This window comes from Desulfobacterales bacterium (assembly GCA_021647905.1).
Taxonomy (GTDB): domain Bacteria; phylum Desulfobacterota; class Desulfobulbia; order Desulfobulbales; family BM004; genus JAKITW01.
On record JAKITW010000010.1, the window covers coordinates 1 to 13,754 of the forward strand.

12 protein-coding genes are annotated in these 13,754 nt (G+C 60.4%); 10 read left to right on the top strand and 2 right to left on the bottom strand.

What is annotated here, in order from left to right:
* Positions 1 to 314 precede the first annotated feature (314 nt).
* Positions 315 to 896, bottom strand: a complete 582-nt coding sequence (locus tag L3J03_03005; protein ID MCF6289959.1) for a LemA family protein — start codon at positions 894 to 896, stop codon at positions 315 to 317.
* A gap of 342 nt (positions 897 to 1,238) precedes the next feature.
* On the opposite strand from L3J03_03005, the gene uvrB reads away from it, so the two are divergent.
* The 3 genes from uvrB to L3J03_03020 all read left to right on the top strand — a co-directional run bounded on the left by uvrB (position 1,239) and on the right by L3J03_03020 (position 5,444).
* Positions 1,239 to 3,239, top strand: a complete 2,001-nt coding sequence (gene uvrB / locus L3J03_03010) for an excinuclease ABC subunit UvrB (GenBank protein ID MCF6289960.1) — start codon at positions 1,239 to 1,241, stop codon at positions 3,237 to 3,239.
* 45 nt (positions 3,240 to 3,284) lie between these two features.
* Positions 3,285 to 3,956: a lysophospholipid acyltransferase family protein gene (locus tag L3J03_03015; protein MCF6289961.1), complete on the top strand. Its 672-nt coding sequence runs from the start codon at positions 3,285 to 3,287 to the stop codon at positions 3,954 to 3,956.
* Between the two features lie 93 nt (positions 3,957 to 4,049).
* Positions 4,050 to 5,444: a cobyrinate a,c-diamide synthase gene (locus tag L3J03_03020; protein MCF6289962.1), complete on the top strand. Its 1,395-nt coding sequence runs from the start codon at positions 4,050 to 4,052 to the stop codon at positions 5,442 to 5,444.
* 26 nt (positions 5,445 to 5,470) lie between these two features.
* Here the strand turns inward: L3J03_03020 and L3J03_03025 are convergent, their stop codons facing one another.
* Entirely contained in the window at positions 5,471 to 5,809 is a 339-nt protein-coding gene (locus tag L3J03_03025) for a hypothetical protein (GenBank protein ID MCF6289963.1), read from the bottom strand.
* Positions 5,810 to 6,288: 479 nt separating this feature from the next.
* Between L3J03_03025 and L3J03_03030 the strand changes: the two genes are divergently transcribed.
* The 7 genes from L3J03_03030 to secA all read left to right on the top strand — a co-directional run bounded on the left by L3J03_03030 (position 6,289) and on the right by secA (position 13,709).
* Complete coding sequence (locus tag L3J03_03030; GenBank protein ID MCF6289964.1) at positions 6,289 to 6,474, top strand: 4Fe-4S binding protein; 186 nt, start codon at positions 6,289 to 6,291, stop codon at positions 6,472 to 6,474.
* 145 nt (positions 6,475 to 6,619) lie between these two features.
* Entirely contained in the window at positions 6,620 to 7,057 is a 438-nt protein-coding gene (locus tag L3J03_03035; GenBank protein ID MCF6289965.1) for a hypothetical protein, read from the top strand.
* Between the two features lie 2 nt (positions 7,058 to 7,059).
* Complete coding sequence (gene alr, locus L3J03_03040; GenBank protein ID MCF6289966.1) at positions 7,060 to 8,238, top strand: alanine racemase; 1,179 nt, start codon at positions 7,060 to 7,062, stop codon at positions 8,236 to 8,238.
* Positions 8,239 to 8,369: 131 nt separating this feature from the next.
* Positions 8,370 to 10,028 carry an arginine--tRNA ligase gene (gene argS / locus L3J03_03045; protein MCF6289967.1) on the top strand — a complete coding sequence of 553 codons (1,659 nt, stop codon included), beginning with the start codon at positions 8,370 to 8,372 and terminating at the stop codon, positions 10,026 to 10,028.
* Between the two features lie 237 nt (positions 10,029 to 10,265).
* Complete coding sequence (locus L3J03_03050) at positions 10,266 to 10,619, top strand: hypothetical protein (GenBank protein ID MCF6289968.1); 354 nt, start codon at positions 10,266 to 10,268, stop codon at positions 10,617 to 10,619.
* Positions 10,613 to 11,110, top strand: a complete 498-nt coding sequence (locus tag L3J03_03055) for an N-acetyltransferase (GenBank protein ID MCF6289969.1) — start codon at positions 10,613 to 10,615, stop codon at positions 11,108 to 11,110. The genes L3J03_03050 and L3J03_03055 overlap by 7 nt, the downstream gene beginning before the upstream one ends.
* Before the next feature lie 64 nt (positions 11,111 to 11,174).
* Complete coding sequence (secA, locus tag L3J03_03060) at positions 11,175 to 13,709, top strand: preprotein translocase subunit SecA (protein MCF6289970.1); 2,535 nt, start codon at positions 11,175 to 11,177, stop codon at positions 13,707 to 13,709.
* Positions 13,710 to 13,754: the final 45 nt, after the last annotated feature.

Sequence of the window (13,754 nt, forward strand, 5' to 3'; positions counted from 1 at the left end):
GTAAACATTCAGTAAACCCCCTCCTATCGGGAAAGGGGTTTTCTTCTACCAACGGCCGCTCCATTGAGAAGGGCCGGCTGTTCATAAACAGGCTATCAAGCAGGAACTCGCTTCGCCGCGGCGGCGATTCGGAATCCATAAGCATATCATGCCGAAGTTTTTTCAATTTCCGCTTTTGCCGTCACGGCTGCGGCTCAGGGTCCGCTACACCGTTCGGTATAAGAAAACCCCTTTCCCGGTCCAACCTCAAACGTACGGGGTTTACCGAAACCTTACTTCTCCGCGGTGAAACCAGCAGGTTTGTTGCGACGCCATCAAAATTTCACCTTGGGGGCGGTGGCGGCCCCGGCCTCGGCCTTAAAGGGCTCGCGCCGCGGCAGTTTCAGGATAAACTTGTTGGTCAGACTGTTGGGAAAGGTGCGGATCGAGGTATTGTAGACCCGGACCGCGTCGTTGTAACGGACCCGGGCCACGTTGATCCGGTTCTCGGTGCCTTCCAGCTGGTGCTGCAGATCGCGGAAGTTCTGGTCCGCCTTGAGTTCCGGGTAACGTTCCATCACCACCATCAGCCTGGACAGGGCTGAGGTCATCCCGCCCTGGGCCTTCTGGAAGCGGGCAAAGGCGTTGGGGTCGTTGAGCACGGCGCTGCCGATGCTTACCTGGCTCACCTTGGCCCGGGCCTCGGTGACCGCCAGCAGGGTCTCTTTTTCATGGGAGGCATAGGCCTTGACCGTTTCCACCAGGTTGGGGATCAGGTCGGCCCGGCGCTGATAGGCGGCCTCCACGTCGGCCCAGGCGGCGATGACCGCCTCGTCGTTCTGTTGGATGGTGTTGTAGCCGCAGCCGCTGGTGGCCGCGGCCAGCAGCAGAACAAGCAATACAAGTATCCGTTTCATCGCGTGCTCTCCGTGATCGTTTCAGGATTTGTATGATTATGTTCGGACGTAAGCGTTCACCGGGGGACACAAAAGTTGCAGATCCCCACGGCCTGTAACCGTTCAGCAGTGCTGCAGATTTGTTCGTTTAGGCTTTTGAGCTATAGTCCCTCTATGTGAGAAGGCCAAAACGGACGAAGATGTGGTGCTGCTGAACGGTTACGGAAATACTAGTGACGGACTCGGCAAATGTCAAAGGAGATTGCCACTTTTGTTGGAATCAGCCGCTGATTCCGGTATAAGGGAGAGCAATGAGTGCTGAGTGTTGTTTTGCTTTCACAATTCATAATTCAAAATTCAAAAATGTCTCCCCCCTTTACCCTCATATCATCCTTTACCCCGGCCGGGGACCAGCCCCGGGCCATTGATCTCCTGGCAAAGGGGCTCAAGGAGGGCGTCCGGGACCAGGTGCTCCTGGGGGTCACCGGCTCGGGCAAGACCTTTACCATGGCCAAGGTGGTGGAGGCGGTGCAGCGGCCCTGCCTGGTGATCGCCCCTAACAAGACCCTGGCGGCCCAGCTCTACGGCGAGTTCAAGGAGCTGTTTCCCGAGAACGCGGTGGAGTACTTTGTCAGCTACTATGACTACTACCAGCCCGAGGCCTATATCCCCCAGTCCGATACCTATATTGAAAAGGACTCGGCGATCAACGAGGCCATCGACAAGATGCGCCACTCCGCCACCCGCTCGCTCCTGACCCGGCGCGACGTGCTGATCGTTGCCTCGGTCTCCTGCATCTACGGCCTGGGCTCGCCCGAGGAGTACCGGGACATTCACCTTTTTTTACAGAGGGACCGGGAGTATCCCCGGGAGGAGATCCAGCAACGGCTGGTCCATATGCTTTACGAGCGCAACGACATCTCCTTTCATCGCTCCACCTTCCGGGTGCGGGGCGACGTGGTGGAGATCTTTCCGGCCCATGAGGAGGAGCGGGCGGTGCGGGTGGAGCTGTTCGGCGACACCATTGAGGCGATCAAGATCATCGACCCCCTGCGCGGCGAGGTGCTGGCCGAGGTCGATGAACTGACCGTGTTCGCCTCCAGCCATTTTGTCACCTCCAGGGAGCGGCTGGCCGCGGCCATGATCACCATCAAGGCGGAACTGGCCGAACGGGTGGCGTTTTTCGAGCAGTCGCAACGGCTGCTCGAGGCCCAGCGGATCGAGCAGCGGACCATGTTCGACCTGGAGATGATCAGTGAACTGGGCTATTGCAACGGCATTGAGAACTACAGCCGGCACCTGACCGGCCGGGCCCCGGGCCGGCCGCCGCCGACCCTGCTCGATTATTTTCCCGACGATTTTCTGGTTTTTATCGACGAGAGCCATATCGGGGTGCCGCAGTTGAACGGGATGTATCGCGGCGACCGCTCCCGCAAGAAGACCCTGGTGGAATTCGGCTTCCGCCTGCCCTCGGCCCTGGACAACCGGCCGCTTCGATTCAACGAGTTCAACGAGCGGATCAACCAGGTGATTTTTGTATCAGCCACCCCGGGTGATTATGAATACCAGCAGGCCAGGGGCCGGGTGGCGGAACAGATTATCCGGCCCACCGGGCTGATGGACCCGGAGGTGGTGGTGCGGCCGGCAGCCGGCCAGGTGGATGATCTGCTGGCCGAGATCCGGAGCCGGAGCGAGCGCAACCAGGCAGTGCTGGTCACCACCCTGACCAAGCGGATGGCCGAGGACCTGACCGAGTACTATGAAAAACTGGGGGTCCGGGTCCGTTATCTCCACTCCGATATCAAGACCCTGGAGCGGATGGAACTGATCCGGGCGCTCAGGCAGCGGGAGTATGACGTGCTGGTGGGGATCAATCTGCTGCGCGAGGGGCTGGATATCCCCGAGGTGTCGCTGGTGGCGATCCTGGACGCGGACAAGGAGGGTTTTTTAAGAAGCGAGCGGTCGTTGATCCAGACCTGCGGCCGGGCGGCCCGCAACGTCTGCGGCATGGTGATCCTCTACGGTGACCGGGTCACCGGCTCGATGCAGCGGACCCTGGACGAGACCGTTCGGCGGCGGGCCATCCAGCAGGCCTATAACCAGGAGCACAACATCACCCCGGAGACGGTGCAAAGCAGTATCAAGGATATAATGGGCAGCGTCTATGAGCGGGATTACGTCACCGTGGCCGCGGAAGCGGCCGAGCCGATGCGGATATATCACTCCTTGCAGGATCTGAGAAAGGAGATTAAAAGGCTGGAGAAGGATATGCACCGGGCGGCCAGGGACCTGGCCTTTGAGGAGGCGGCCCGGCTGCGGGACCTGATCCGCGACCTGCGGGCCCAGGAACTGGAGTGGTTATAACCGCTGCGTGAGATAGGATAAAAAGAGGAGTTTCATTCGTAGGGGATGGGCGATTTTTTATACAAGGCGTCACTGGCCGTGGCGCCGCCGCTGTTTTCGGCAATAATCAGGACCCTGTTCCTGACCTGCCGGACCGAGGTGTTCGGCAATGAGCACCGGCAGCGCTGCCGGGCGGCCGGGCCCTATATCGTTGCCTTCTGGCATTACGGCACTTATTACAATATCCTACAGGACCAGGATGAGGCCATGGTCGGCATGGTCAGCAACAGCCGGGACGGCGAGTATATGGCCCGGTTCCTTGAGCGCAACGGTTTTACCACGGTGCGGGGGTCCCGGGGCAGGGACAAGGGCGGGCTCAAGGCCCTGCTTAAGATGGTCCTGGAAGTAAAACAGGGCAAGGTCGGGGTTATCGTGGCCGACGGCTCCCAGGGACCGGTCCGGGTGGTGCAGCCCGGGGCGATCATCCTGGCCGGCCGCACCGGCGCGCCGGTCCTGCCCATGGCCTGGGCCGCGAACCGGTATCATGCCTTTGGCACCTGGGACCGGAGCATCCTGCCGCTGCCCTTTGCCCGGATTGCCTTGGGCTACGGCGAGCCGCTCTATGTGGAGCCGGGGATCCGCGGCAAAGCCCTGGAGCAGAAGCGGCTGGAGCTGGAAAAGCGGCTTAATGATTTATACACTGGATTGTGGCAACGTTTCGGACGGAAAGGGCATTAACCGTTCGAACGTTTAAACCGTTTAAACCGTTTGAACGTTCGAACACCAATAACCCGTAACCAATAACCCGTAACCTATTTACCCGCTAAAACCATGACCTCTGTTACCGGTAAAAAAACTTGCGGCCTGGTGGTGGCCGGATTGCGCGGCGGCTCGGGCAAGAGCATTGTCGCGGTGGGTCTCACCGCGGCCCTGGCCGGCAGGGGCCTGAGCGTGGCGCCGTTCAAGAAGGGGCCCGACTACATCGATGCCGGCTGGCTGGGCCTGGCCGCCGGCCGCCCCTGTTACAACCTCGACCCCTTTCTGATGTCAGCGGCGGTGATCGACCGCAGTTTCCGGACCCATTCCCAAGGCGCGGACCGGGTGGTGGTCGAGGGCAACCGCGGTCTTTATGACGGGGTCGATGCCGACGGGGTCTACAGTACCGCCGAACTGGCGGTGGCCCTGGATCTGCCGGTGCTGCTGGTGGTGGACTGCACCAAGTCCACCCGGACCGTGGCCGCCCTGGTGTTGGGCTGCCGGGAACTGGACCGCCGGGTGCGGATCAGCGGGGTGATACTCAATCAACTGGGCAGCAGTCGTCAGGAAGGGGTCATCCGCCGGGCAGTGGCGGAGTATACCGGTATCCCGGTGCTGGGCGCGATCCAGCGGATGAGCAGCGATGCCTTTCCCCAGCGGCAGCTGGGGGTGACCCCCCACCAGGAGCATGGCGGCGCCGGCCATGCGGTGGCCCAGCTTGCCGATATGGTTCATCAGAGCCTGGATCTGGCGGCGGTTGAGGCGATGATGGCGCCGATATCAACGGTCAATGTTGCTGAAGCCGCGTTGGTCACGGAACCTGGCGCGCGGGTGCGGATCGGGGTGATCAAGGATGCGGCCTTCCAGTTCTACTATCCCGACAATCTGCAGGCCCTGGAACGGGAAGGGGCCGGGATTGTCGAGATCAACGCCCTGACCGATGCCGGGCTGCCTGAACTCGACGGCCTGTACATCGGCGGCGGTTTTCCCGAGAACTCGGCGCCGGTCCTGTCCGCCAACCGTGCCTTTCTCGGATCGTTGCGGGAGCGGATAAAGGATGGGCTGCCGGTGTATGCCGAGTGCGGCGGGTTGATCTATCTCGGGGAGAGTATTGAACTGGACGGCGGGGTTTTTCCGCTGGCCGGGATCTTTCCGGTCCGCTTCGGTCTGGCCCGCAGGCCCCAGGCCCATGGCTACACGGTGCTCAAGGTGGACCGGGCCAATCCCTTTTATCCCCAAGGACTGGAGATCAAGGGCCATGAGTTTCGCTACAGCAGTGTCCTGGAATGGCAAGGCGAGCCCGGGGAACTGGCCCTGGAAATGGTCCGCGGCACCGGTTTCAGTGGTGGCCGCGACGGCCTGGTCCATGGCAACGTCCTGGCCCTTTATACCCATATTCACAGCCTGTCCACCCCGGAATGGGCTCAGGGGCTGGTGGCCAGGGCACGCCAATATCGTGGCGGCCCTTGACCCGGGACGGCTGAAGGAATCGCGGATTAATTGGCCGGGCTGCCAAAGACCTTGGTGTTGATCATCTGTCTGGTCCTGGCATCGGGCTCCGGCTCGACCCAGTGCATGAAGGAGAGGGTGATCCTGGCATAGGCGCCGTTGTCTTCCTTGCACCTGTCGCAGATGGACAGGGCCCGGTCACGGTACATGATGATCTTGCTGGCTGCCTTGCCGTTCTTGTCCACGGCCGCCATCTTGCGGCAGCCGCAGTCAAGGCGGATCACCGCCACTCCGATGGCGTCCGGGCTGCCCTCGAGGATGCCTTCGATCATTGCCTGTTCGGATTTATCAGCGGTGCGGTTTTTGCGGGTGGTTTTCTGGGCCATGGCCTGGGATCTTTTGCAGAGGGTTACCCGGGGCGGTCACGGGTTCGAATTTTGATCCACCCGACTCTACCGGATGGCCGGCAACCGGTCAACTTCTAATTGGCCTTTTCCGCCACTGCGGGCCGTTACCAGGGCCGAGCTTTTCCCGTAAGCGTTGACCAGCACCCCATCTTCGCACGATCAGGCCGGCTCACATAGGCATACTATGGATTCGCCGGCCTGCTTGCACGAATCCGTGGCACTGGTCAACGCTTACAGGCCGGTGGTTTCCGTAAATCTGTAGCCCCTGGTGAACGGTTACCTTTTCCTGGTGGCTGAAGTTTTTTTATTGACAAAAAAATGGGGGTGAATTAGAGGGGTAAAGTGCTTTTAAGATCCGGTCAGTGACTGGATACTTGAATGAACGTCTTTAACCTTGATTCAGTAAAACCAGCAGTGATGCTTTTTATTAAAATCTAATTTTTTGGAGGTATGTTGTTATGTGGGAAGTTATCGTTGACAAGGATAAATGCAGTGGTGATGAAGAATGCGTGGATGCGTGTCCGGCGTCTGTATACGAGATGGTGGATGGCAAATCCGAGCCGGTTAATGCCGACGAGTGTCTTGGTTGCGAGACCTGTGTCGAGGTCTGCCCTGAAGGCGCCATCACCGTTACCGAGGTATAATTTTACTCACTGACGGACGCAGATCATACTGCTGACTGTTGCATAGGCCCGTCTCCCGGTGATCCAGGAGACGGGCCTTACGTTTTTTCTGAGAGCAGCCATGGCAACTGTTCTGTCAATGGACTACCGAGACGGTGGGAGATCGATGATACGAGAGATCCTGACCAGGCTGAAACCCGGGGTGCCGGTGCGGGTGCATCTGCTGGTGGCCGCCCTGTTCTGGACCGTGGTCGGCTTTTTCCTGATGGTCAACGGCTATCTCTTTCTCAGCCTGGCCGGGCAGGAGTGGCTGGCATTGGTGGCGCTGGCAATCGGGATTGCCAAGGGACACTGGGTCATGGATCGGATGGCGCGGAAGAACCTGGCCCGGATCGAACAGCTCCGGGACGGCTCTTGTCTTGGTTCGGTTTATTCCTTCAAGACCTGGGGGCTGATCCTGCTGATGATTCTGACGGGCCGGTTCCTGCGGGCCTCGGGTCTGCCCGGTGAAGTTGTCGGCATCCTCTACCTGGCGATCGGCTGGGCATTGTTCTCGGCCAGCCGGTTGTTCTGGCGGGCCTGGTTCGCCCGGGCCACGGAATAGATATGACCTCTTTTGCCTTGAACAGGGTTGAGATAGATCTGGCCGCGCTGGCTGCCAACTACGCTGTTGTCCGGGAAACGGTTGGCAGCGGGGTGCGGGTGATGGCGGTGGTCAAGGCCGATGCCTATGGCCACGGCATGGTGCGGGTGGCCCGGACCCTGGCCGCGGCCGGGGCCCGGACCTTCGGGGTGGCCGAGGTCGAGGAAGGGATGGCCCTTCGTGGCGCCGGGGTCCCCGGGGAGATCGTGGTCCTGCTCGGCGGTCCCTTGGAGTCTGTTGCCGAAATGGTCGGCAATCAACTCACCCCGGTGGTATTTGATATTGATACCCTGGCGGAACTTTCGCAGCGGGCCCGGGCCCTGGACGCGGTACTGGACGTCCATCTGAAGGTGGACGTGGGCATGGGCCGGCTGGGGATTATGCCGGCCGAGGTGCAGGGTTTTGTCCGGCAATTGACCGCCCTGCCCGGGCTGCGGCTCACCGGGGTGCTCAGTCATCTGCCGGCCGCGGATGACCCGGCGGCGGACCAGAACACCTCGACCCAGCTGCGTTGTTTTCAGGAGGTGCTGGCCGGACTGGAGCAGAAGAACGGCGTGGGTCCGGTCACCCATATAGCCAATTCAGCGGCGTTGCTGTATCATCAGCCCGCCCGCCTGGATATGGTCCGGCCCGGAATCTCTTTATACGGATATTATCCCGACGGCGCTGCCGGTATTGGCGCGGCAACGGTCAAACTCCGGCCGGTGATGCGGTTCAAGACCCGGGTGCTGCAGGTCAAGGAGGTCCCGGCCGGCGCTGGTATCAGTTACGGCCATACCTTTGTCACCCGCCGGCCCACCCGGCTGGCGGTGCTGCCGGTGGGCTATGATGACGGTTATTTACGCAGACTGTCCAACCGGGCCCAGGTGCTGATCCACGGCCAGCGGGCCCCGGTCCGCGGCCGGGTCTGCATGAACGCCTGCATGGTGGATATCACCGACCTGGACGATGCGGCCGCGGTGCGGCCCGGCGACGAGGTGGTGTTGATCGGCCCACAGGGCGGGGAGTTGATCAGCGCCGATGAACTGGCCGGCTGGCTGGAGACCATCAGCTACGAGGTGCTCTGTCTGATCGGCAGCCGTAATCAGCGGTTTTATTCGGAAAAGTCTGAATTCACCGCGGAGAATATTTTTGTTTTTTAAAGTTGATGAACTCGTAACAACCCGAAAGGCTTCAAATGCCACCCAATAAAATCAACAAGTTACAAGAGGAATCACGTCCGTCGAGCGGGTTGTTGCGAGACCGACAAAGTTAACAGGATTGGAAAGAGTTAATGATCAAGGCACAGGTTAAGGAATTACTGGATACATGTTTTGCCCGGGGCGTGGCCCGGGGATTGTGGAGCGAGGCCGCGTCCGGCTCCTATAGTCTGGAGCTGCCCCGGCATGAGGCGCACGGCGATTTTTCCACCAACATGGCCATGGTCATTGCCGGCCGGGACAGGAAGAATCCCCGGCAGGTGGCGGAGCAGCTTAAAACATTGCTGGAGGAGGATAGCTCTTTGCTCGACCGGCTGGAGGTGGCTGGTCCCGGCTTTGTCAACCTCTTTGTCAAGGACGAGGCATGCCAGGCGGTGTTGCCCGCGCTCATTGAGCAGGGCCGGGATTACGGACTGTCCGACATCGGTCAAGGGCGCAAGGTGCTGGTGGAGTTTGTCAGCGCCAACCCCACCGGGCCGCTGTCAGTGGGCCATGGCCGGCAGGCGATTCTGGGCGATGCCATTGCCCGGCTCCTGGCGGCCACTGGTCACAGGGTGACCCGGGAGTACTATTACAACAACGCCGGCCGGCAGATGCGGGTGCTGGGCGAATCCTGCCGGGCCCGCTACCTGGAGGCCCTGGGCCTGGAGTCTTGCTTTCCCGAGGACGGGTACCAGGGTGACTATATCCGGGAGATCGCCGCCGGGCTGGTCCGGGACAAGGGCGATTCGCTCAAGGATTGTCAGGAGGTGGAGCCGTTCAAGGAGGCGGCGGAAAAGGCGATTTTTGCCGATATCAGCGCCACCTTGGAGCGGTTCGGCATCTGTTTCGACAACTACTACAACGAGCGTTCGCTGTACGAAAAGGGGCTGGTGGATGACGTAGTCGCCTGCCTGCGGCAAAAGGGGCTGGTCTACGATCATGACGGCGCGGTCTGGTTCAAGACCACTGAGTTCGGCATGGATAAGGACCGGGTGATCATCAAGTCCAGCGGCGAGCCTACCTACCGGCTGCCGGATATTGCCTATCATCGCGAGAAGTTCAGGCGCGGTTTTGACTGGCTGGTGGATATCTTCGGCTCTGATCATATCGGCACGGTGCCCGATGTGCTGGCCGGGGTGCGGGCCCTGGGCTATGACGATTCCAGGGTCTCGGTGGTGATCCACCAGTTCGTCACCCTGACCCGGCACGGCAAACAGGTGAAGATGTCCACCCGCAAGGCGACCTTTGTCACGGTGGACGAACTGTTGGACGAGGTGGGCCCGGACGTGGCCCGGTTCATCTTTCTGACCCGCAAGGCGGACAGCCAGCTGGAGTTCGATCTTAACCTGGCAGCCAGGGAGAGCCAGGAGAACCCGGTATATTATGTCCAGTATGCCAATGCCCGGCTGGCCAGCATCCGTAAACAGGCGGCAGCCAGGGGGGTGGACCGTGGTCCCCTGGCCGACACGGACCTGACCCTTCTCTCCCTGCCTGCCGAACGGAAGATGCTCAAGAGCATGGCCGGGTATGCGGACCTGGTGGAGAGCGCGGCCCTGGCCCTGGAGCCGCATCGGATTATATTTTTTCTGATCGACCTTGCCGGGCAATTCCACAGTTACTACAATCAACATAAGGTGATCTCCGACGACCCGGAGCTTACCCGGGCCCGTCTCTGGCTGGCCCACGGGCTGCAGCAGGTGTTCAGCAACGGCCTGCGGGTGGTGGGGTTGTCGGCGCCGGAGAGGATGTAGTCCAGAGGACAGAGGACAGAGGACAGAAGACGAGAGACGGAAGACGAGAGACGAGAGACGGAAGACAGAGGACAGAGGACAGAGGACGGAAAAGACAGTGGGCAGTAGGCGGTAACAAAGATGGAGCAGTGAGCGTGGTCCGAATATAATATTCTCTGCACCCTGCACCCTGCACCCTGCACCCTGCACCCTGCACCCTGCACCCTGCACTCAGCACCAGGATAACGGACAACCCCCATGGCCGCCCGCAAGCGAAAAAAGAAAAAGCCCCTGGTCCGGTTCGAGCTGACCCTCCTGGGCCTGGTGGGGCTCGGGGTGGTCTGTTTCTGTATCTTCCTGTGGATGTTCCTGCTGGGTATCTGGGTGGGCCAGTCGGTGCTGCAGTCGGCCGCGGCCGACCCGGTTGGGGTCCCTGCCGTTGTCCGGTCGGTCCGGTCCTGTCCCGGGATGGTTTCGGCCCCATCGGCCGGGCCGGCAACCCTTGACCGGCACAGGGCTCCGGAGTATAGTGGCTGCCGTTTGCCGCCCCTGTTTTATCTCTGTTTGCAGATGAAGGAACCGACCCGAACCTTAGGAATTACAGGATGCTGATCCGAGACGCCCGGATGGGCGATGTAAAAAATATCTATAACCTGCTGCAGCATTTTGCCGCCCAGGACCTGTTGCTGGGTCGCTCCCTGAGCGTACTCTATGACCAGCTCCGGGACTTCAAGGTTGCGGTGGTCAATGAAGATAAGGGCTCCGGAGAGGAACGTCTGGCCGGGATCTGCGCCCTGCATATCAGTTGGGAGGATCTGGCCGAGATCCGTTCCCTGGCCATTGGCGAGGAGTTCCAGGGGGCCGGTATCGGCCGGCAGCTGGTGGAGGTCTGCTGGCAGGAGGCCCTTGATTTTGGAATCAACCGGGTGTTTACCCTGACCTATCAGCCGGATTTTTTCCGGAAGCTCGGTTTCAAGGATATTGACAAGGGTGAACTGCCCCATAAGGTCTGGAGCGATTGTGTTCAATGTTCCAAATTTCCGGACTGTAACGAGGAGGCCCTGATCCGGGTCCATCCGGCAGCGGCGGGGCAAGCGGGATAATTGTCCTGTTTTCACGGTGTAGCGTAAAAAAAATCCGCCTGGCGGAGGAGAGATAAATTCGATGTTGGCATCGGTGTTGACCAAGGTTTTCGGCAGTAAGAACGAACGGGTACTCAAGCAGCTCCGGCCCCTGGTGGACCGGATCAATGGTTTTGAGGACAAGATCCGCAAACTGGACGATGCCGGCCTGGCGGGAATGACCGGCCGGTTCAGGGAGCGGCTGGCCAAGGGCGAGCCCCTGGACGATCTGCTGCCCGAGGCCTTTGCGGTGACCCGCGAGGCGGCCCGGCGGGTGATCGGCGAGCGCCATTTCGATGCCCAGCTGGTCGGCGGCATTGTTCTCCACCAGGGCAAGATCGCCGAGATGAGAACCGGCGAGGGCAAGACCCTCTGCTCCACCCTGCCGGTGTACCTGAACGGACTGTCCGGCAAGGGGGTCCATCTGGTCACGGTCAATGATTACCTGGCCGCCCGCGACGCCGAATGGATGGGGGGGATCTATCGCTTTCTGGGGCTTACCACCGGCACTGTTGTCCACGGGATGGAAGACCAGGCGCGCAAGGAGGCCTATGACGCCGACGTGACCTACGGGACCAACAACGAGTTTGGTTTCGATTACCTGCGCGACAACATGAAGTTCGAGATCAAGGACTTCTGTCAGCGCGGCTTTAATTACGCCATTGTCGACGAAGTGGACTCGATTCTCATCGATGAGGCCCGGACCCCGCTGATCATCTCCGGGGCTGCTGATATGTCCGTTGACCTCTACTATGACGTCAACAAGCTCATCGGCGCGTTCAAACGGGACGAGCATTACACTGTGGATGAAAAGGCCCGCTCCCTGTCCCTGACCGAAGAGGGGATCACCCTGGGCGAGCAGCTGCTCAAGGTCGATAATCTCTACGACCCGCGCAATATCGAGTTGCTCCATCATCTCAACCAGGCCCTGAAGGCCCATGTCCTGTTCCAGCGGGACGTGGATTACCTGGTCAAGGACGGCCAGGTGGTGATTGTCGACGAGTTCACCGGCCGGACCATGCCGGGCCGGCGTTACAGCGACGGACTGCACCAGGCCCTGGAGGCCAAGGAAGGGGTCAAGGTCGAGCGGGAGAACCAGACCCTGGCCTCGATCACCTTTCAGAATTATTTCCGGATGTACGATAAGCTGGCCGGGATGACCGGTACCGCGGACACCGAGGCGCCGGAGTTCAAGAAGATCTATGACCTGGACGTGGTGATCATCCCCACCCATCGGACCATGATCCGCAAGGACTTTGCCGATGTGATCTACAAGAACGTCAAGGCCAAGTACCGGGCCGTTATCCGGGAGATCAAGGAACTGCACGAAAAGGGGCAGCCGGTGCTGGTGGGCACCATCTCCATCGACGTGTCGGAAATGATCTCAACCATGCTCAAAAAGGAGAGGGTGCCCCACTCGGTGTTGAACGCCAAGCACCATGAGCAGGAGGCGGAGATCGTTGCCATGGCCGGGCAGCGGGGCCGGGTGACCATTGCCACCAACATGGCCGGCCGGGGCACGGATATCAAACTCGGCGAGGGGGTGGCCGAACTGGGCGGGCTCCATATCCTCGGCACCAGCCGGCACGAGTCCCGCCGGATCGATAACCAGCTCCGGGGCCGTTCCGGCCGGCAGGGCGATCCGGGTTCCTCCCGGTTTTATCTCTCCCTGGAGGATGACCTGCTCAGGATCTTCGGTTCCGACCGGATCTCCGGGATCATGGACAAGCTGGGGATGGAAGAGGACGAGCCCATTGAACATAACATGATCAGCCGGGCCATTGAGAATGCCCAGCGCAAGGTGGAGGGTCATAACTTCGAGATCCGCAAGCACCTGCTGGAATACGACGATGTGATGAACAAGCAGCGGGAGGTGGTCTACCAGCAGCGGCGGGAGACCCTGGCCCGGGAGGATATCAAGTCGATCATCGATGATATGATCATCGATGTGGTGGATGAGATTGCGGCTGAATTTTCCCAGACCAAGCTCCCGTCGGAAGAGTGGGACTGGGAGGGCCTGGAAGAACGGATTCGGAGCCAGTTCGGGGTTGATCTTGACTGGGGTCCCGAGCAGCGGCTTGAACTGGACCGGGAAAAACTGGCGGCCCGGCTCCTGAAGACGGCAACCACCGCCTATGCGCAGCAGGAGGAACGGATCGGTCCGGAGACGCTGCGCTACCTCGAACGGATCATTCTGCTGCAGATAGTGGACCACCATTGGAAGGAACATCTGCTCAACATGGACCACCTCAAGGAGGGGATCGGGCTCAGGGGATACGGTCAGAAGGACCCCCTGAACGAGTACAAGAAGGAAGGGTTCGAGATGTTCATGGGGATGATCGACACGGTCAAGCAGCAGACCGTGGGCGCCCTGTTCCGGGTCCAGCTTGCTCCGGACGAGGAGGTCGGGGAGATCGCCCGGTCCCGCAAGAAACAGCAGGGCGAGATACGGATGAGCCGGGGCGGAGACGGGGAGAGCAAACAGCCAGTTAGGCGCAGCGGCGAGAAAGTGGGCCGCAACGCCCCCTGTCCCTGCGGCAGCGGCAAGAAGTACAAAAAATGTTGTGGACGGATCAAATAAGATGAACTCGTAACAACCCGAAAGGTTTCAAATGCCACCCAATAA